The sequence below is a fragment of the Mediterraneibacter butyricigenes genome, from assembly GCF_003574295.1.
Taxonomy (GTDB): Bacteria; Bacillota; Clostridia; order Lachnospirales; family Lachnospiraceae; genus Mediterraneibacter_A; species Mediterraneibacter_A butyricigenes.
The window spans coordinates 1,987,825-2,005,926 of record NZ_BHGK01000001.1 but is presented as its reverse complement, the minus strand read 5'-3'; the positions used below and the strand labels follow the sequence as shown (position 1 = coordinate 2,005,926).

Below are 18,102 nucleotides of genomic sequence, written 5' to 3'. Positions count from 1 at the left end.
CCGATGATCACTGCAAGCTCCATGATAAACCTCTTAAAGTTTCATGTGAATTTTTCTACCATCTATCCTCTTAAAGTTCTTTTTTGGGAAATTTTTTCCAGAAATTTACTTAAAAAACATCAATATTCTAACTATATATTTCATACTTCTCTTTTTAATCCGGCGAAAGGAAGCATGATGTGGAGACAAAACACAAACGCCTTGTCTTCTGCCTTTGACAACGGAATATCATTGGTTTACTTTCTATTTTCACGTTGATATAATTTTTCTATCGGAATAATGGAGGTGTTTTTTATGAAGCAATTAAACGAAAAAGTTGCCATTGTAACAGGTGCAGGTCAGGGAATCGGTAAAGGAATTGCACTTTGTCTTGCTAAAAGAGGTGTAAAGATTATTGCGACCGGACGGCGTCTGGAACCAATCGAACAGACCATCGCAGAAATCAAAGAATTAGGCAGCGACGGTCTCGCAATAACATGTGATTCTGCAGACAGAGCCAGAGTGGAAGAAGTTGTAAAAACTGCTGCTGATACATTTGGAACAGTTGATATTGTAGTAAACAACGCGCAGGCTATTGTTCCTTCTGCTCCTGTCGAAGAAACGTCTTATGATAATATGTTTAAAGCATGGCAAAGTGGGGTTATCGGCTCCCTCAACTATATGCAGTCTGTTTTTCCATATATGAAAGAACAGCATGAAGGAAGAATCATCAACTTTGCTTCTGCTACAGGTATGTTTGGTATTGCCGGTCAGTTAGCCTATGGTTCCAACAAAGAAGCGATTCGAGGCATGACTAAGATTGCTGCAAAAGAATGGGGACAGTATGGCATCTGCGTAAATGTCGTTCTGCCAGGTGCAGAATCCCCTGCAGCCAAAGCATGGGCTGAAAAATTTCCGGAAGAATATGCAAAACAGGTGAATCTTAATCCTATGAAGCGTTTTGGCAGTCCTGAAAATGATATTGCGCCTGTCATCGCATTCCTGGCCGGTCCGGATTCCTGTTACTTTTCCGGTCAGAGTGTTGTAGTAGATGGCGCTAATTCTATCATGCCATAATATATCGATTAAATTTCTGAATATTCCTCATACTTGCGTGGTCAGATTGTCTGACCACGCTAAGAACTAAACGATTCTTTCTTGTAACAATTCTTCCAATTGTCCATAAGACTCTACTTTATTAATCTCTTCCCGCAGTTTTGCCGAACCTTCCATTCCTTTTGTATACCACGCCACATGTTTGCGCATTTCCCGGATTCCGATGTAATCGCCTTTCCACTCGATCTGCAACCTGGCATGGCGAAGCATCATGTTGCGAAGTTCTTCTGCACTTCGTTTCTTTGGATAAGCCCCGTTCTCCTCATAGGCACACAGGTCAGAGAAAATCCATGGATTTCCCTGGGCTGCACGGGCGATCATGACTCCGTCACATCCGGTCTGTTCCCGCATGGCTTTCGCCGTCTCCGGACTTGTCACATCTCCGTTTCCGATCACCGGAATGTGGACAGCTTCTTTCACCTGACGGATAATCTCCCAGTCTGCTTTTCCGGAATAATACTGTTCTCTGGTCCGTCCATGCACTGCTACAGCGCTGGCTCCTGCTTCTTCGATAATTTTCGCAATTTCCACCGCATTTATGCAACTGTCGTCAAATCCTTTTCGGATTTTTACCGTCACCGGCTTTTTAATTGCCTTTACCAACGCATTTACAATCTCATAGACCAGCTTTGGCTCTTTCATCAGTGCGGAACCTTCCCCGTTTTTTACTACCTTCGGCACCGGACATCCCATGTTAATATCCAGAAACGCAAACGGCCGCTCTTCAATTTGTTTTGCCATCTCACTCAAGATCTTCGGATCGGATCCAAACAACTGCAGCGATACCGGCTGTTCTTCCGGGTGGATGGTCAGAAGACTTTCTGTATTTCGATTGTGATAAAGGATCCCTTTTGCGCTGACCATTTCCATGCACAGAAGTCCCGCGCCCTGTTCTTTGCAGAGCAAACGGAAAGGCAGGTCTGTTACACCTGCCATTGGGCCTAAAATGTATGAATTTTCCAGTTTCACATTTCCTATTGTTAACGTTCTCATCTCTGTCCCGCCATATTCTTTATGGTTTCCATTTTTATTTTTTATTCTTTTCATAAATCAGACGAAGCCCTTCCAGTGTCAGGTCTGCCTCGTATTTATCAATGATATCCGTTTCGTTTGCAATGATCCGCCCCAGTCCTCCGGTGGCCACTACAATGGCATCGTCATATCCGGATTCTTCTTTGATCTTTTCTACGATATATTCTGTCTGTCCGATGGCTCCATAGACCAGTCCCGCCTGCATACTGCTGATCGTCTCTTTTGCCAGAATGGATTTCGGCTTTTTGATCTCAATTGCCGGGAGCATGGCTGCTCCACCCCAGAGAGAGCGTCCGGATGTCTCGATTCCCGGTGCCGTGATTCCAGCTTCAAAGGTACCATTTACTCCCACCAGATCATAGGTGGTTGCCGTTCCAAAGTCAAGCACGATCACCGGACCACCGTATTTTCCGTAAGCTGCTACCGCATCCACAATTCGATCCGGTCCGATTTCCTTCGGATTTTCTGTCACAATCTTAATTCCGGTTTTAATTCCTGCCGATACAATAATCGGCGTCACGTCCAGATATTTAACGATTCCATTTGTCAGTGAATACATCACATCCGGCACAACAGACGCAATAATCGCTGCCTCGATATTTTTCACCGGAATCCCTCTTCTCTCCAGGATCTCACAGATCACGATTCCATATTCATCAGATGTTCTGGATTGTTTGGAAGTCATTCGAAAAGTTCCGATCAGTTCTTCTCCTTTATAAACTCCAAGTGTTATATTGGTATTTCCTACATCGACCGCTAAAAGCATCTGTCGTTCCTCCTATATATATTCTTTTAATTTATAATAAGCCTCCAGCGATTCAAACAGTTCTTCTTTTTCTCTCTGAAGCTGTTTGATCTTCAGCTCACTTCCGATCTCATCAAACAGAAAATCATGTTCTCCATGGGTTACTTCCAGTTGCAGTTTGCCGTCTTCGTCAAACACTACCATCAGGACTCCTCCTACATCTTCTGTATACAGTACACACATGATCTGCAACTCCTGTCGGATTTCTTCCGGTAATATGTCGAATTCCGGATTCATATAGAATTTCTGTTCGTAGGAATTCGCCCCACACAGAACGATTTTTTCTTTTTCATACTCTTCGTCGTAACGGTCATACATATCCATAGATCCCCCTGACTGATACTTCTCCGGATGCCACCTGTTCCACGATTCCGTCTTCTCTTTCTACCAGAAGTTCTCCCTGTGGATTGATTCCCAGTGCCTTTCCGGTATACTGTTCTTTGGCTCCTAGGATCCGCACCTCTCTTCCGCAGTTGACCAGAAGATCGTTATACGCTTCCTGAAGTCCTTCCAGATTTCTGGTCTCCATAAAGATCTGATAGCCTTTTTCAAACTGTCGCATGATTGCCGCGATCAGTGTGCTTCTTCGTACCTGTTGCCCATATTCCAGACATAAAGAAGTCGCTGTGTCTTTGATCTCTTCCGGGAAAAACGTCATATTCACATTGATCCCGATTCCGCAGACAATGTAATTGATATGTTCAATTTCGGTACTCATCTCTGTCAGGATTCCGCAGACTTTTTTCCCGTTGACCACGATGTCATTGGGCCATTTGATCTTTGCCGGAAGCCCGGTCTGTTCCGAAATTCCGCCTGCCACTGCGTAGGCTGCAACCAGGGTCAGCATCGACGCCTGATTCGGCTCCAGATCCTCCGGTTTCAGAAGGAGCGTCATATAAATGCTGGATCCGGACGGAGAATCCCATCCCCGGCCTCTCCTGCCTTTGCCTGCACTCTGCATGTCAGCCACCACAAGGGTTCCGTGGGCACCTCCATTTTCTCCTAATTGCTTGGCATAGTTATTGGTCGAACCGATCTCGTCAAAATAGATCACCGGCTTTCCAAGCCACACGGTATCGATCTGGCTTTCCAGTTCTTCTTTGGTCATCACATCCGGGCTCGCTAAAATGCGGTACCCCTTATTTCGTACCGCTTCTACTTCATACCCTTCTTCTTTTAACTGGTTGATTGCCTTCCAGACAGCCGTTCTGGAGACGCCAAACTTCTCACAGATCTGCTGTCCGGATACATAATCTTCGCTCTCACGAAGCATTTTTAAGATTTCAGATTTCACTTATTTCCACCCCAAAGTTGCTGCCATCACTGCTTTGATGGTATGCATACGGTTTTCTGCTTCGTCAAAGACCTTGGACTGCTCAGATTCAAAGACCTCATCGGTTACTTCCATGTCAGTAATGTTGAATCTCTCGCCCATTTCTTTTCCGATCTTCGTCTTCAGGTCATGGAATGCCGGCAGACAGTGAAGGAAGATGGCCTTCTCTCCTGCGTTTTCCATGATGGCTTTTGTTACCTTATAAGGGCTCAGTTCTTTGATTCTCTGTTCCCATACCTCGTCCGGCTCTCCCATGGATACCCATACATCGGTATAAACCACATCTGCATCTTTGGTTCCTGCCATAGCATCCTCTGTCAGAGTGATGGTTGCTCCTGTCTCTTTTGCATATTCCTCACACTGTGCTACCAGTTCTGCATTCGGGAAATATTCTTTTGTGGTACAAGCCACAAAATGCATACCCATCTTAGAGCAGGCGATCATCAGAGAATTTCCCATATTGTAGCGGGCATCTCCCATGTATACCAGCTTGATTCCTTTTAAATGTCCGAAATGTTCCCGGATGGTCAGAAGGTCTGCCAGCATCTGGGTCGGATGATATTCATTGGTCAGTCCGTTCCATACCGGAACATCCGAGTACTGTGCCAGTTCTTCTACGATATCCTGACCGAATCCACGATATTCGATTCCATCATACATTCTACTCAAAACTCTGGCTGTATCCGCGATGCTCTCTTTCTTTCCGATCTGTGAACCGGTTGGATCCAGATAAGTGCTTCCCATTCCCAGATCCTGAGCAGCTACTTCGAATGCACATCTGGTTCTGGTACTGGTCTTTTCAAAAATCAATGCCACATTTTTTCCGTGAAACTGATCCACCGGAACGCCCTGTTTCTTCTTTGCTTTCAGATCTGCTGAGAGATCCAGCAGATAGGTAATCTCCTCCGGTGTAAAATCTTTCAGTGTCAAAAAATCTCTTCCTTTTAAATCCATGGTTCTTTTCCTTCCGTAATTCTGTTCTGTCTTTTTACTCTGCTTCACTTCCGTCATTCTTTGCAATTTCAGTCACGGATTTTACCAGACCGGCGATTCCCTGAATCTCTGACGGGATAATGATCTTGGTAGCTTTGCCGTCTGCTGCCTTTTCAAAAGCTTCCAGACTCTTCATGGTCAGGACTGCCTCATCTGCTCCCGCTTCTTTCAGGAATCGGATACCGTCTGCATTGGCTTTCTGAACTTTCAGAATTGCCTCAGAACGACCTTCTGCCTCTTTGATCATCTTTTCCTTTTCTGCCTCTGCATGAAGGATGGCTGCCTGTTTCTCTGCTTCCGCTTCCAGAATCTGAGATTCTTTCTGTCCTTCTGCAACCAGGATCGTGGACTTCTTCTCACCTTCCGCACGCAGGATGGCTTCACGACGTTCACGCTCTGCCTTCATCTGTTTTTCCATGGCATCGCGGATAGCGGCCGGCGGAATGATATTTTTCAGTTCCACACGGTTGACTTTGATTCCCCATGGGTCCGTTGCCACGTCCAGGGATGCGCGCATGGAAGTGTTGATGGTTTCTCTGGATGTCAGGGTCTGGTCAAGTTCCAGTTCTCCGATGACATTTCGAAGCGTGGTCGCTGTCAGGTTCTCAATCGCCATGATCGGGTTTGCCACTCCATAGCAGAACATTTTCGGATCCGTGATCTGATAAAATACAACGGTATCAATCTGCATAGTTACATTATCCTTGGTAATCACAGCCTGAGGTGCAAAATCTACCACCTGCTCTTTTAAATCTACCTTTCTTGCCACACGGTCAATGATCGGGACCTTAAAATGGAGTCCTACCCCCCATGTTGCCTGATAAGCCCCCAGTCTCTCTACCACCATCGCCTTTGCCTGTGGTACGATCTTGATACATGATACCAGGATCCACACGATCAGCACTACAAGAATCAATAACAAAATTCCCATTTATTTTTCCTCCTTTTTTACGATCAGTTTTACCCCTTTTACATCTATGATCTGAACGACATCACCGTTTTGATAAATGTCGGTATCTTTCGTTGCCCTCGCGCTCCATTCCATTCCGTCCAGTTCTACCTTCCCGGTAGCATGGAGATTGTCGATCTTCTCGATCACCAACGCACATTTACCGATCACGCTGTTGATGTTGGTCTTTTCTCTGTCCTTATTAAAATATTTCATGGCAATCGGTCTTGTAAGTACGAACAGGATCACAGACACCACCAGAAATACGATAATTTGTATCGGTAAAGGCACATGGAATAAGGATAGCAAAAATGCCACCAGACTTCCCGCTGCGAACCAGATCGTCGTCAACCCTAGCGTAATGATCTCTATCACGATCAGCACAATGAACAGAAGCAGCCAGTAGCCACCAACGTGAAATGTACTCATCAAATTCATCCGATCTCCTCCCTTCTCTGTCTTGCCGCCTCAAACATCAAGACCGTTGCTGCTGCAGCCGCATTCAGCGATTCCACCTGACCAAGCATCGGAATCCGGATCCGGATATCCGCGCAGGCTGCCACTTCCTCACTCAGACCGTTTCCTTCATTTCCAATCAGAAATGCACTTCCTTTCACATAGGATTCCCGATCATAGCTGTTCTTTCCTTCCAGATGGGCCGCATAGCAATGAATCCCACGCCGTTTTAGTTCTTCCAACACCTCCGGCAGATCTTCCACATAGACAAATGGCATTCGGTAAATGGAGCCCATGGTCGATCGAATCACCTTGGGATTGTAAATATCTGCGCATCCGGCACTTAAGATCACGCCGGTCACTCCCGCTGCTTCTCCGGCTCTTAAAATCGTTCCCACATTTCCCGGATCCTGCAAGTGATCCAGAACCATAAGGAGCGGATGCTCCTGTTTTAAGATCAGTCCGATCTCATAGCGTTTCTGTCGCATCACGCACAGCACACCCTGCGGATGCTGCGTATCCGACAATCTCTGAAAAATTTCATCCGGCACTTCATAAAAAGTCCGAACCATCTCAAATTCGTTTGCAAATTCCGGATGCTGTTCCTGAAAAGAATCCGACACCCAGATCTGCCCGATCTCATGGATTGGAGCTTCTTTACACATCCGGATTCCTTCTACCAGATATACGCCTTGTTCCTGCCGGTATTTTGACTGTTTTTTCAGTTTTAAAAGTTCTTTTACTCTGGCATTTGTCGCACTTGTTATTCTTATCATCTGCTCATTTCCGTCCTCATTTTGACATACTTCTGTTTGTCCCGTCAAGTCGTTTATTTTTGCGGGAATTCCAGATTTTCATCATACTTTAAATCTATATCCCACTCCCCAGATCGTCTCGATATACTGCGGTTTGGAAGTATCGTATTCAATCTTCTCTCTGATCTTTTTAATATGAACCGTTACGGTTGCGATATCTCCGATGGATTCCATATCCCAGATCTCGCTGAACAGCTCATCCTTGCTGTATACATGGTTCGGATGGCTGGCAAGGAAGGTTAGAAGATCAAATTCCTTCGTGGTAAAGGAACGTTCTTCCCCGTTAACCCAGACACGACGCGCTGTGGTGTCGATCTTCAGTCCCCGGATCTCAATGACTTCATTTTCTTCCACATTGCTTCCGATCAGTCGCTCGTAGCGTGCCATATGGGCTTTAACTCTCGCTACCAGTTCGCTTGGGCTGAACGGTTTTGTCATATAGTCATCGGCTCCCAACCCCAGTCCACGAATCTTGTCGATATCGTCTTTCTTCGCCGAAACCATGATAATCGGCGTATTCTTCCGGTCACGTATCTGACGGCAGATTTCAAATCCATCCACACCCGGCAGCATCAGATCTAGGATCACCAGATCAAATTCTTCATTTAATGCCCGTTCCAGACCGGTAGTTCCATCGTGGGCGATCTCCACTTCAAATCCACTCAGTTCCAGATAATCCTTTTCCAGATCTGCAATCGCTTCCTCATCTTCCACAATTAATACCTTACTCATCGATCGGTACCTCCTGATATTTTCTGACAACAAAGCACATCGTCGTGCCCTCGCCAATCTTACTGGTTGCCCAGATATTGCCTCCGTGTTCCTCTACGATTTTCTTTACAATAGATAAACCGATTCCGCTTCCACCTTTGGATGAATTCCGGGAAGCATCTGTCCGGTAAAATCTCTCAAAGATCCTCGGAAGATCCTTGGCTTCAATTCCTTTTCCATTATCTTTGATCTCTACCTGCACAAAATCTCCCACGTCCTTTAAGGTCATCTCGATCTTGCCCGGCTGTTTATCCATATATTTCAGAGAATTGTTAATGATATTACTGATCACCCGACGCATCTGCTCTGTATCCACGATAATCTTACTGTCTTCCGTCATCTCATTATGATACCAGAACATGGTTCCTTTGGACTCCAGTTCCATAGACAGATCTTCCGCACAGTCATCAAAATAATTCTTTGCAGAAATCGTCGTAAAATTATACGGAATCCTGTTGGTATCGATCTTGGAATACAATGTCAGCTCATTGATCAGAATATTCATTTCATTAGCCTTATTGTATATTGTTTTGATGTATCTGTCCATCTTTTCCGGAGTATCTGCCACCCCGTCCATGATTCCTTCCACATAGCCTTTGATGGCTGTGATCGGGGTCTTCAGATCATGCGAAATGTTACTGATCAGCTCTTTATTTTCCCGGTCATACTGAAGTTTTTCCTCCGCATTCATTTTCAGATGCTGACGCATTTCCTCGAAATCCCGACAGATCTGTCCGAACTCATCATCTGCCTCGTATTTCAGTTCAAAGTCCAGATTTCCTTCTTTAATATTTCTGGCCGCTTCCTGCAATTTCTGCAACGGCACCGAAACCGCACGGTAGATCCAGAAGATCAGAAATGCCGCTGTAACAAAAATAATAAACAGAAACATCTGCTGCATCTCGCCTACCTGCTTCGGATCCATGGTATACATGGCAACGGTTGTAAAAATTGTCGGCAGGATCATGACTGAGACAAACGTAATAAATAAACGGGTTTTCAGTTTCATATATGCATATGCCTCCTTTATTTCCCTATGTATCATCATCAGAAGTGTCTTCCGACGCAGTGCGCATCCCCCGCGGAGCGTTTTGTATACCTGGGATGCTTTTTCCCAAGGTATATAAAACGGCTTCGGGAGGATTCCCAAAGCCGTAAGATTCTCACTGTAATTCAAAGTTTACAGATACTGTTTTAATTCATCCACCTTGTCTAACTTCTCCCAAGGTAAGTTTAAATCATTCCGTCCAAAATGTCCATAGGCCGCAGTCTGTTTGTAGATCGGACGGCGAAGATCCAACATCTTGATGATGCCTGCCGGACGCAGGTCAAAGTGCTTGCGCACGATCTCTACCAGTTTGTCTTCGCTGACTTTTCCGGTTCCAAACGTATCCACTCTGACGGAAGTCGGCTGAGCCACACCGATGGCGTAGGACAACTGGATCTCACATTTTCTTGCCAGCCCTGCTGCCACAATATTCTTTGCCGCATATCTTGCTGCATAAGCCGCAGAACGGTCTACCTTGGTGCAGTCCTTCCCGGAAAATGCACCGCCACCGTGACGTGCCATTCCACCATAAGTATCTACGATGATCTTACGTCCTGTCAGGCCACTGTCCCCATGAGGGCCTCCAATTACAAACCTTCCGGTCGGATTTACAAAGAACTTGGTATCTTCATCTACCATATTCTCAGGAAGCACTTCATCAAACACATATTTTTTGATATCTGCATGAATCTGTTCCTGGGTTACATCCGGGTCATGCTGTGTGGAAAGTACCACTGCATCCAGTCTTACCGGATGTTCATTCTCATCATATTCTACCGTTACCTGGCTCTTTCCGTCCGGTCTCAGGTATGGAAGGATTCCGTTCTTTCTGACTTCTGTCAGTTTTCTCACCAACTGATGTGCCAGTGCGATCGGATACGGCATATATTCTTCTGTCTCATCTACTGCATATCCAAACATCATCCCCTGATCTCCGGCTCCGATGGCTTCCAGTTCTTCGTCAGACATTTTATGCTCTTTTGCTTCCAACGCCTTGTCCACTCCCATTGCAATATCAGTAGACTGCTCGTCAATTGTGGTAATCACGCCACAGGTATCAGCGTCAAATCCGTATTTTCCACGGGTATAACCGATCTCTCTGACGGTATCTCTGACAATCTTCGGGATATCCACGTACGCTTTTGTGGTAATCTCACCCATTACCATAACCATACCGGTTGTTGCACAAGTCTCACAAGCCACACGACTCATCGGATCCTGTTCCATCAATGCGTCCAGAATCGCGTCCGAAATCTGGTCACACATCTTATCCGGATGTCCTTCCGTTACTGATTCAGATGTAAATAATCTTTTTTCCATAAGTTCCTCCTTCTTGTTCTCTATGAAATATTATTAGTTTCCATTATTTATTGTACGGCGCAGTGCGCATTCACACATTTCTGATTACACGGATTGCTCCACGCTTCGCGCTCCCACAATCCTCCCTGAATATTCGCATATCGTGAAGCTTCGCTTCACTTTTAGGCTGTAATCACCTGACAAAACATAGAATATGCCTTGGCATATTCTGGCGCCTGCGACGGTCGCTTGCGACATCTTCATCATACGGCGCAGTGCGCATCCTCGCGGAGCGTTTTTCATACATAGGATGCTTTTCCCTATGTATGAAAAACAGCCCGCAATAAGCGGACTGTTCTATCTTTCGAAATCACAATCCTCTTATTGTTCGAGTTACTCGCTCAGGTTGGCACCTTCCTGTCTGTCAGGGGTTGCCGCAGCTTCACAGATCCTATGTATCTCCACTGCTCTAAATAAGAGAAATCTGTATTCTGTTTTCATGACACGTTCTGCCGTCGGCCGTCTCTGAACCGTCAACTACACGTCTCCAATCCTATTCCTCAGCTGACTTTCAACTGGAATTTCTTGATATCTTTCTCGCTGGACACTTTTTCAATGATTCCGCCCAGGCTTCTTAACTTCTCTTCGAAACATTCATATCCTCTCTGAATATAAACGATATCGTCTACGATGGTAATTCCGTCGGCGGCAAGTCCTGCGATACATAAGGATGCACCTGCACGAAGGTCAGAAGCACTGACTCTTGCTCCGGAAAGTTTCTCCACTCCGCGGATCACTGCCGTATTGCCCTCAATCTTTACATCGGCTCCCATTCTGGCAAGTTCATCCAGATACTTGAACCGGTTCTCAAAAATGCTCTCCGTAATGGTGCTGGCTCCCTCTGCCAAAGCAAGGGTCACACCAATCTGTGGCTGCATGTCTGTCGGATATCCCGGATAAGGCAGGGTCTTGACCTGCGTACATCTCGGACGTCTCTTTGCAACCACACGGACTGCATCATCAAATTCTTCTACTTCACAGCCAATATCTACCAGTTTTGCAATGGTAGCTTCCAGATGCTTTGGAATGACATTCATAACCGTCACATCTCCCATGGTTGCTGCCGCGCCAAACATAAAAGTTCCTGCTTCAATCTGATCCGGAATAATAGAGTACTCTGTCTTGTGCAAAGACCTCACACCTTTGATCTTGATCACGTCGGTACCGGCGCCGCGGATATTGGCTCCCATACTGTTCAGGAAGTTGGCAACATCTACTACATGGGGTTCTTTTGCCACATTTTCCATAATCGTCAAACCTTCTGCCATGGTTGCTGCCATCATTACATTGATAGTTGCTCCCACAGAAACCACGTCGAAATACAGATGGGTTCCCTTCAGCTTATCAGCTTCGGCTACGATCTTTCCGTTTTCAATGTCCACATCCGCTCCCAATGCGCGGAATCCTTTTAAATGCTGATCAATCGGACGGCTTCCGATATTACATCCTCCCGGAAGAGCCACCTGAGATCTGTTATATTTACCAAGCAGTGCACCAAGCAGGTAGTAAGATGCACGAATCTTTTTGATGTAATCATATTCAATATTAAAGTCATGGATCCCACTTCCGTTGATTCGGACTGTATGGCGATCCACTCTCTGTACCATCGCTCCGATTCCGGAAATTGCTTCCAGCATCACATTGATATCATTTACATCCGGCAGGTTATCTATGACAACAGTTTCGTCCGTCATAATTCCCGCTGCAAGGATTGCCAGTGCTGCATTTTTGGCGCCACCGATCTCAACCTCACCCACCAGCGGGTTACCGCCCTTAATGATATATTGCTCCATACCACACCTCTATACATCGTTTTGATTATTTTTCTTGCTTATGAGCGCGAAATCCCATATTCACGCTATACTCTTTGACAGTATAGCACATTTTAAGGTAATGTAAATTATTTTTTACGATTTTATTACAAATCTGAAGTAATTTCGTCACATTGCCCTACTTTTCCCCTTCAATCTCGCGTTTCCTGTAATCATCCAATGCACGAAATACATTTTCCACCGTCTCTTCCATCCGAAATCCGTCTTCATCCACGATGATATCTGCATATTTTTCAAACAGTGCAGTCCGCTCCTCATACAGATTCCGGAAAGTCTGGCCGTCTTTTAAGACAACTCCTCTTTTTTTCAGACTGCGGATCCTTCTTCTTATATTTCCAAAAGAGGCTTTCAAATATACTACGGTTCCGATTTCTTTGAAATGCTCCATAGCTTCTTCGCAATATACCACGCTTCCGCCCGGCGAAATCACGCTTCTGGTGGCTTTCACATCCCGGTTGACCTGATTTTCAATTTTTAAAAATCCTTCATTTCCCACTTCTGCAATAATCTCTTTCAGAAGCTTGCCTTCCTGCTCCTGGATCAGCAGATCTGTATCCACAAACCTGTATCCAAGACGTTTTGCCACTACAATTCCCACCGAACTTTTTCCAACTGCCGGCATTCCTATAAAAATGATATTGTCCATTATATTTTCCTCTCTGTTTCCGGTCTTTTTCGACCATCCGATCTCTTTTTTATTTTCCGGAAAAACTTCCTTTTTTCTGTTAGCTGCTTTCATCATCTTCAAAAACAATTTTCCAAAAAGAACCTCAGACCTTTTGTCGTATCCCCGGCTACTCAGAAAAACCTTCTTCCCCGGTTTCTTCGCTCCTGACTTCTCCGTCTGTACAGTTCCTGACACAGCAGAACCACGATCAGCTCTTCTAAGCGTTCCTCCGATTCCATCCCTTCTTCTTTCAGGATTTTCTCCAGAATCTTCCGCCTCATCAGATAAATCTGCAGTTTATCCGGATACTCATCGTACATCATACTGCACTGATATTCCAGATGGTCGCAGGCTTCTTCTATATAAGGAAGGATCTGTTTTGCCAGACCCGGATACAGACTTTTCAGGTACTCCATGTCCTGTCGTTCCCTCCGCCAGTCTTCCATCTCCCAGGGCAGCGGATACGCCATATAATAGGGAATCTTTTCTTCCATGCTTCCCCTCCCGTTTTCTGTTCATTATACTTCAGAATATGCTGGTTTTCCCCAGACGTGAGGTTATGAAACTCCTCCACTTCATCTCTCCGGCATTATATCATTCTTTTTCCATAAAAAAAACACCCTGGGACAGTTTCGTCATTTCGCACTGTTCCAGGGTATTTCCTGTTTATTTTTTAGATTATTTTACGCTCAGTCGAACCAACGCTCTCTGGAGCTTCGCCTTTGCCACATTGTACTCATGATCCGAAAGGCCTTCTTGATTCAGGGTTGCTTCTGCTGCCTGTTTTGCCTTCTCGGCACGTTCAGAATCGATCTCATCGCTCCACTCCCAGGTGGTTGCCAGGAGACGGCACATTCCGTCCACCATCGTAAGCATTCCGCCGATGCAGGCTGCTTTTCGCACGGTTCCGTCCTCTAAGACGACTCTGGCTTCCCCCATACCAATTCCGGTACAGAAATCGATATGATCTGCAAGGATCGCACGGTCACCGGTAATGGTGCGGCAGACAACTCTCACCACATCTCCGCTGAACAGAAGTCCGTCCGGAGTACCGATTCGTAATGGGAAGGTCTTCATAGACATCCTCCTTTACTTCTTTGCTTTTTCAAATACGTCTTCAATCGTTGCGGCATATAAGAAGCAGCTCTCCGGAACCTCATCGCATTCACCGTCCAGGATCATCTTGAATCCGCGGATTGTTTCTTTCAGCGGTACATACTGTCCCGGATTACCGGTAAACTGTTCTGCTACATGGAAGCTCTGAGACAGGAAACGCTGTACCTTTCTGGCACGTCCTACTGCAAGCTTATCCTCTTCGGACAGTTCATCCATACCCATGATGGCGATGATATCCTGCAGTTCTTTATAACGCTGCAGTACCTGCTGTACTCTACGTGCTACATCATAATGCTCCTGACCTACGATTTCCGGTGTCAGGATACGGCTGGTGGATTCCAGTGGATCAACGGCCGGATAAATACCCTGGCTGGCGATATCACGGGACAATACCGTGGTCGCATCCAAATGGGAATAAGTGGTAGCCGGAGCCGGGTCTGTCAAGTCATCGGCAGGCACATAAACAGCCTGAACGGATGTGATAGATCCTTTTCTGGTAGAAGTGATACGCTCCTGTAATGCACCCATTTCCGTAGCCAGTGTCGGCTGATAACCTACGGCTGACGGCATACGTCCGAGCAGGGCGGATACCTCAGAACCAGCCTGTGTGAAACGGAAAATATTGTCGATGAACAGCAGCACATCCTGATTCTTCTCATCACGGAAATATTCTGCCATGGTCAGTCCGGAAAGAGCCACTCTCATACGAGCTCCCGGCGGTTCGTTCATCTGACCGTAAACCATGACGGTTTTGTCAATAACTCCACTTTCCTGCATTTCTCCATATAAGTCATTTCCCTCACGGGTACGTTCTCCAACACCTGTAAATACGGACAATCCGCCGTGTGCGGTTGCCACGTTGTTGATCAGCTCCTGGATCAGCACGGTCTTACCTACTCCGGCACCTCCGAACAGACCAATCTTACCACCCTTTGCATAAGGGCAGATCAGGTCAACAACCTTGATTCCGGTCTCGAAAATCTCTGTCGCCGGGTTCTGCTCTTCGTAGGACGGTGCCTGTCTGTGGATGGTCCAGCGCTCCTCTGTCTCCGGAACCGGTTTGTTATCAATCGGCTCTCCCAACAGGTTGAACACACGACCCAGGCAAGCCTCTCCAACCGGTACGGTAATGGAGCCGCCAGTATCCAAAGCCTTGGTTCCTCTTACCAGACCGTCCGTAGAATTCATGGCAATGCAGCGTACTACATTGTCTCCGACCTGCTGAGCAACTTCGGCAATGAGCTTTGCGCCATTATTGTCGATCTCAATGGCATTTTGCAGTGCAGGCAGTTCATCGTGCGCAAATCGGATGTCCAGTACCGGACCGATGACCTGCACTACCTCGCCAATGTGTTTTTCACTCATCTTCGAATCTCCTTCATTTATTTAAGGTTTCTTATCTTTATCGCTAAACGCCCTCCGCGCCTGCAACAATCTCCGTAATTTCCTGTGTAATACCAGCCTGACGTGCTCTGTTGTAGAACAGATTCAGCTGTTCGATCATTTCTCCTGCATTCTTGGTAGCCGCATCCATCGCGGTACGTCTTGCTGCCAGCTCACTGGCCACACTTTCGCACACGCCTGAGTAAATCAGCCCTGCCAGATATTCAGGTACCACGACCTCAAACACCTCTTCCGGATTCGGATCATATAACGTCAGTTCCAGTTTTTTCTGTTCCCCGTCTGTTCCTTCTTTCTGAAGATCAGAAAGCGGCAGGATCGGGAAAGATTCCGGCTGTTGAGAAAGCATGGAAAGGAATTTGGTGTAACACAGTTCCACGTGTCCAAATCTTCCCGCTTTAAATTCCTCGCAAAGAATCTTTGCGATGGCAAAACAGTCCGCCACTGAGATATCCGCCACAACCGCAAACTCTTCGGTCAGCATTTCAATGCCCTTGTGCTGGCAGTATTCCACTGCCTTTTTTCCGATCGGCAATACCACGATGTCTTTTCCTGCGCGGTCTGCCTCCAGGCACTTGAAGAGATTTGCATTGTATCCGCCCGCCATTCCGCGGTCTCCGGCTACTACTACATAACAACACGTTTCATTTACCGGCTTCTTAACGTAAATCGAGGAAAAGCCGACATATCCGCCTGCAATATCCTGCAGGGTGGAATGAAGCACTTCAAAATAAGGCTTACAGTTGTCTGCACGTTCTTTGGCTTTACGCAGCTTGGAGGATGCTACAAGTTCCATTGCTTTTGTAATCTGCATGGTGCCCTGCACACTTTTGATGCGCAGTTTGATGCTTTTCATATCTGCAGCCATAAGTTTCCTCCTTCTTGCTTATTTCTCCGTCTTCATCTCCGAAAATTGTTCGGTATAGGCATTCAGGACTGCGATCAGTTTCTCTTCCGTCTCTTTTTCCAGCTTACCGGTGGTACGGATGGTCTGCATCACGTCAACGCCTGCGGCATCTGTATCCAGATAACGGAACAGTCCTGCTTCATATTCTTTGATATCTGCCGGTGCGACACTTGTCAGCATATCGTTGGTAACTGCGTAAATGATCGCAACCTGTTTTTCCACCACGATCGGGGAACTCTGATTCTGTTTCAGAACCTCCACGATACGTTCGCCCTGTGCCAGACGCGCCTTGGTATCTGCATCCAGATCGGATCCGAACTGTGCAAATCCCTGCAGCTCTCTGTACTGGGAGTAGAGCAGTTTCAGGTTACCGGATACCTGCTTCATCGCCTTCACCTGTGCATTACCACCTACTCGGGATACGGAAATACCCGGGTTTACAGCCGGCATAATACCGGAGTGGAACAACTCTGTTTCCAGATAAATCTGTCCGTCTGTAATGGAAATAACGTTGGTCGGAATGTATGCAGATACGTCACCTGCCTGTGTCTCAATGATCGGGAGTGCTGTCAGAGAACCGCCGCCGTGTGCGTCGTCCATCTTTGCTGCACGCTCCAGAAGTCTGGAATGCAGATAGAATACATCTCCCGGATAAGCCTCACGTCCCGGCGGACGACGGATCAGCAGAGAAAGTGCACGGTATGCCACCGCATGCTTACTCAGATCATCATAAATCACCAGTGCGTGTTTGCCCTGTGCCATAAAATATTCTCCGATCGCACATCCGGTATACGGTGCGATATACTGAAGCGGAGAAGCTTCTGAAGCAGTTGCCGCAACAACCACTGTATAGTCCATTGCACCTGCTTTCTGTAATTTTTCTACCAGAGAAGCAACGGTAGAACGTTTCTGACCGATTGCCACGTAGATACAGATTACGTCGCCGCCCTTCTGATTCAGGATCGTATCGATCGCAATCTGGGTCTTACCTGTCTGACGGTCTCCGATGATCAACTCACGCTGTCCACGACCGATCGGGATCATGGAGTCGATCGCTTTGATACCTGTCTGTAATGGTTCTGTAACCGGCTGTCTTTCACAGATTCCCGGTGCCGGGCTTTCAATCGCACGGAACTCACTTGCTTCCACCGGACCGGCTCCGTCGATTGGCTGTCCCAGTGCATTAACTACACGTCCAACCATCGCATTTCCTACCGGTACGGATACAACTTTCCCGGTACGTTTGACTGTCTGACCCTCCCCAATGTGCTCGTCGGAACCAAACAGTACAATCGATACCATATTTTCTTCCAAATTCTGTGCCATTCCGAAGCTTCCGTCCTCAAATTCCAGCAACTCACCTGCCATACAGGATGTCAGTCCGCTGGCACGGGCAATTCCGTCTCCAACGGTCAGGATCGTACCTGTTTCGCTCTGCTGGATCGCATTGTCATAGTATTTTATCTGGCTTCGGATGACTTTGGATATTTCTTCTGGTTTAAATTGCATGTTCCATTTACCAT

At 46.5% G+C, this 18,102-nt stretch carries 19 protein-coding genes and 1 riboswitch; of the genes, 1 reads left to right on the top strand and 18 read right to left on the bottom strand.

The features are described 5' to 3' along the window. Window positions 1-294: 294 nt before the first annotated feature. The gene (locus KGMB01110_RS09860; protein ID WP_117603500.1) at window positions 295-1,056 is read left to right on the top strand and encodes an SDR family NAD(P)-dependent oxidoreductase; all 762 of its coding nucleotides are present in this window, start codon (window positions 295-297) and stop codon (window positions 1,054-1,056) included. A 66-nt stretch (window positions 1,057-1,122) separates the two neighbouring features. Here the strand turns inward: KGMB01110_RS09860 and dusB are convergent, their stop codons facing one another. The 18 genes from dusB to atpA all read right to left on the bottom strand — a co-directional run bounded on the left by dusB (window position 1,123) and on the right by atpA (window position 18,088). Further along, a complete protein-coding gene (gene dusB, locus KGMB01110_RS09855) occupies window positions 1,123-2,088 on the bottom strand; it encodes a tRNA dihydrouridine synthase DusB (RefSeq protein ID WP_119299166.1) in 966 nt (321 codons plus the stop codon). A gap of 34 nt (window positions 2,089-2,122) precedes the next feature. Further along, window positions 2,123-2,893 (bottom strand): type III pantothenate kinase, encoded by a 771-nt coding sequence (locus KGMB01110_RS09850; RefSeq protein ID WP_117603499.1) that lies wholly within the window; start codon window positions 2,891-2,893, stop codon window positions 2,123-2,125. Between the two features lie 12 nt (window positions 2,894-2,905). After that, window positions 2,906-3,250, bottom strand: a complete 345-nt coding sequence (locus KGMB01110_RS09845) for a DUF6145 family protein (RefSeq protein ID WP_117603669.1) — start codon at window positions 3,248-3,250, stop codon at window positions 2,906-2,908. After that, window positions 3,243-4,226 carry a biotin--[acetyl-CoA-carboxylase] ligase gene (locus KGMB01110_RS09840; protein ID WP_119298153.1) on the bottom strand — a complete coding sequence of 328 codons (984 nt, stop codon included), beginning with the start codon at window positions 4,224-4,226 and terminating at the stop codon, window positions 3,243-3,245. The genes KGMB01110_RS09845 and KGMB01110_RS09840 overlap by 8 nt, the downstream gene beginning before the upstream one ends. Continuing rightward, complete coding sequence (gene argF / locus KGMB01110_RS09835) at window positions 4,227-5,219, bottom strand: ornithine carbamoyltransferase (protein WP_117603668.1); 993 nt, start codon at window positions 5,217-5,219, stop codon at window positions 4,227-4,229. 34 nt (window positions 5,220-5,253) lie between these two features. Beyond that, window positions 5,254-6,189 (bottom strand): SPFH domain-containing protein, encoded by a 936-nt coding sequence (locus tag KGMB01110_RS09830; RefSeq protein WP_117603497.1) that lies wholly within the window; start codon window positions 6,187-6,189, stop codon window positions 5,254-5,256. Next, window positions 6,190-6,645, bottom strand: coding sequence for an NfeD family protein (locus KGMB01110_RS09825; RefSeq protein ID WP_243112773.1), 456 nt, complete (start codon window positions 6,643-6,645; stop codon window positions 6,190-6,192). It lies immediately after the preceding gene. Further along, window positions 6,642-7,439, bottom strand: coding sequence for a TrmH family RNA methyltransferase (locus KGMB01110_RS09820; RefSeq protein ID WP_117603496.1), 798 nt, complete (start codon window positions 7,437-7,439; stop codon window positions 6,642-6,644). Before KGMB01110_RS09820 ends, KGMB01110_RS09825 begins: the two co-directional genes overlap by 4 nt. Before the next feature lie 81 nt (window positions 7,440-7,520). Further along, window positions 7,521-8,210: a response regulator transcription factor gene (locus KGMB01110_RS09815; protein WP_119298152.1), complete on the bottom strand. Its 690-nt coding sequence runs from the start codon at window positions 8,208-8,210 to the stop codon at window positions 7,521-7,523. Beyond that, window positions 8,203-9,258 carry a sensor histidine kinase gene (locus tag KGMB01110_RS09810; RefSeq protein WP_117888691.1) on the bottom strand — a complete coding sequence of 352 codons (1,056 nt, stop codon included), beginning with the start codon at window positions 9,256-9,258 and terminating at the stop codon, window positions 8,203-8,205. Before KGMB01110_RS09810 ends, KGMB01110_RS09815 begins: the two co-directional genes overlap by 8 nt. 171 nt (window positions 9,259-9,429) lie before the next feature. Further along, on the bottom strand, window positions 9,430-10,617 hold the full coding sequence (metK, locus tag KGMB01110_RS09805) for a methionine adenosyltransferase (RefSeq protein ID WP_117888596.1): 1,188 nt from the start codon (window positions 10,615-10,617) through the stop codon (window positions 9,430-9,432). A gap of 357 nt (window positions 10,618-10,974) precedes the next feature. Further along, window positions 10,975-11,076: riboswitch (SAM riboswitch) on the bottom strand. Between the two features lie 80 nt (window positions 11,077-11,156). Then, the gene (locus KGMB01110_RS09800; protein WP_117888597.1) at window positions 11,157-12,449 is read right to left on the bottom strand and encodes a UDP-N-acetylglucosamine 1-carboxyvinyltransferase; all 1,293 of its coding nucleotides are present in this window, start codon (window positions 12,447-12,449) and stop codon (window positions 11,157-11,159) included. A 157-nt stretch (window positions 12,450-12,606) separates the two neighbouring features. Next, on the bottom strand, window positions 12,607-13,134 hold the full coding sequence (locus KGMB01110_RS09795) for a shikimate kinase (protein ID WP_117603666.1): 528 nt from the start codon (window positions 13,132-13,134) through the stop codon (window positions 12,607-12,609). A 152-nt stretch (window positions 13,135-13,286) separates the two neighbouring features. Further along, window positions 13,287-13,649 carry a hypothetical protein gene (locus KGMB01110_RS09790; protein WP_117603491.1) on the bottom strand — a complete coding sequence of 121 codons (363 nt, stop codon included), beginning with the start codon at window positions 13,647-13,649 and terminating at the stop codon, window positions 13,287-13,289. Between the two features lie 184 nt (window positions 13,650-13,833). Then, window positions 13,834-14,232 (bottom strand): ATP synthase F1 subunit epsilon, encoded by a 399-nt coding sequence (gene atpC / locus KGMB01110_RS09785; RefSeq protein WP_119298151.1) that lies wholly within the window; start codon window positions 14,230-14,232, stop codon window positions 13,834-13,836. A gap of 12 nt (window positions 14,233-14,244) precedes the next feature. After that, a complete protein-coding gene (atpD, locus tag KGMB01110_RS09780; RefSeq protein WP_119298150.1) occupies window positions 14,245-15,636 on the bottom strand; it encodes a F0F1 ATP synthase subunit beta in 1,392 nt (463 codons plus the stop codon). Window positions 15,637-15,679: 43 nt separating this feature from the next. Next, window positions 15,680-16,540: an ATP synthase F1 subunit gamma gene (gene atpG, locus KGMB01110_RS09775; RefSeq protein ID WP_119298149.1), complete on the bottom strand. Its 861-nt coding sequence runs from the start codon at window positions 16,538-16,540 to the stop codon at window positions 15,680-15,682. Between the two features lie 18 nt (window positions 16,541-16,558). After that, window positions 16,559-18,088 (bottom strand): F0F1 ATP synthase subunit alpha, encoded by a 1,530-nt coding sequence (gene atpA / locus KGMB01110_RS09770; RefSeq protein WP_119298148.1) that lies wholly within the window; start codon window positions 18,086-18,088, stop codon window positions 16,559-16,561. Between the last annotated feature and the right edge of the window lie 14 nt (window positions 18,089-18,102).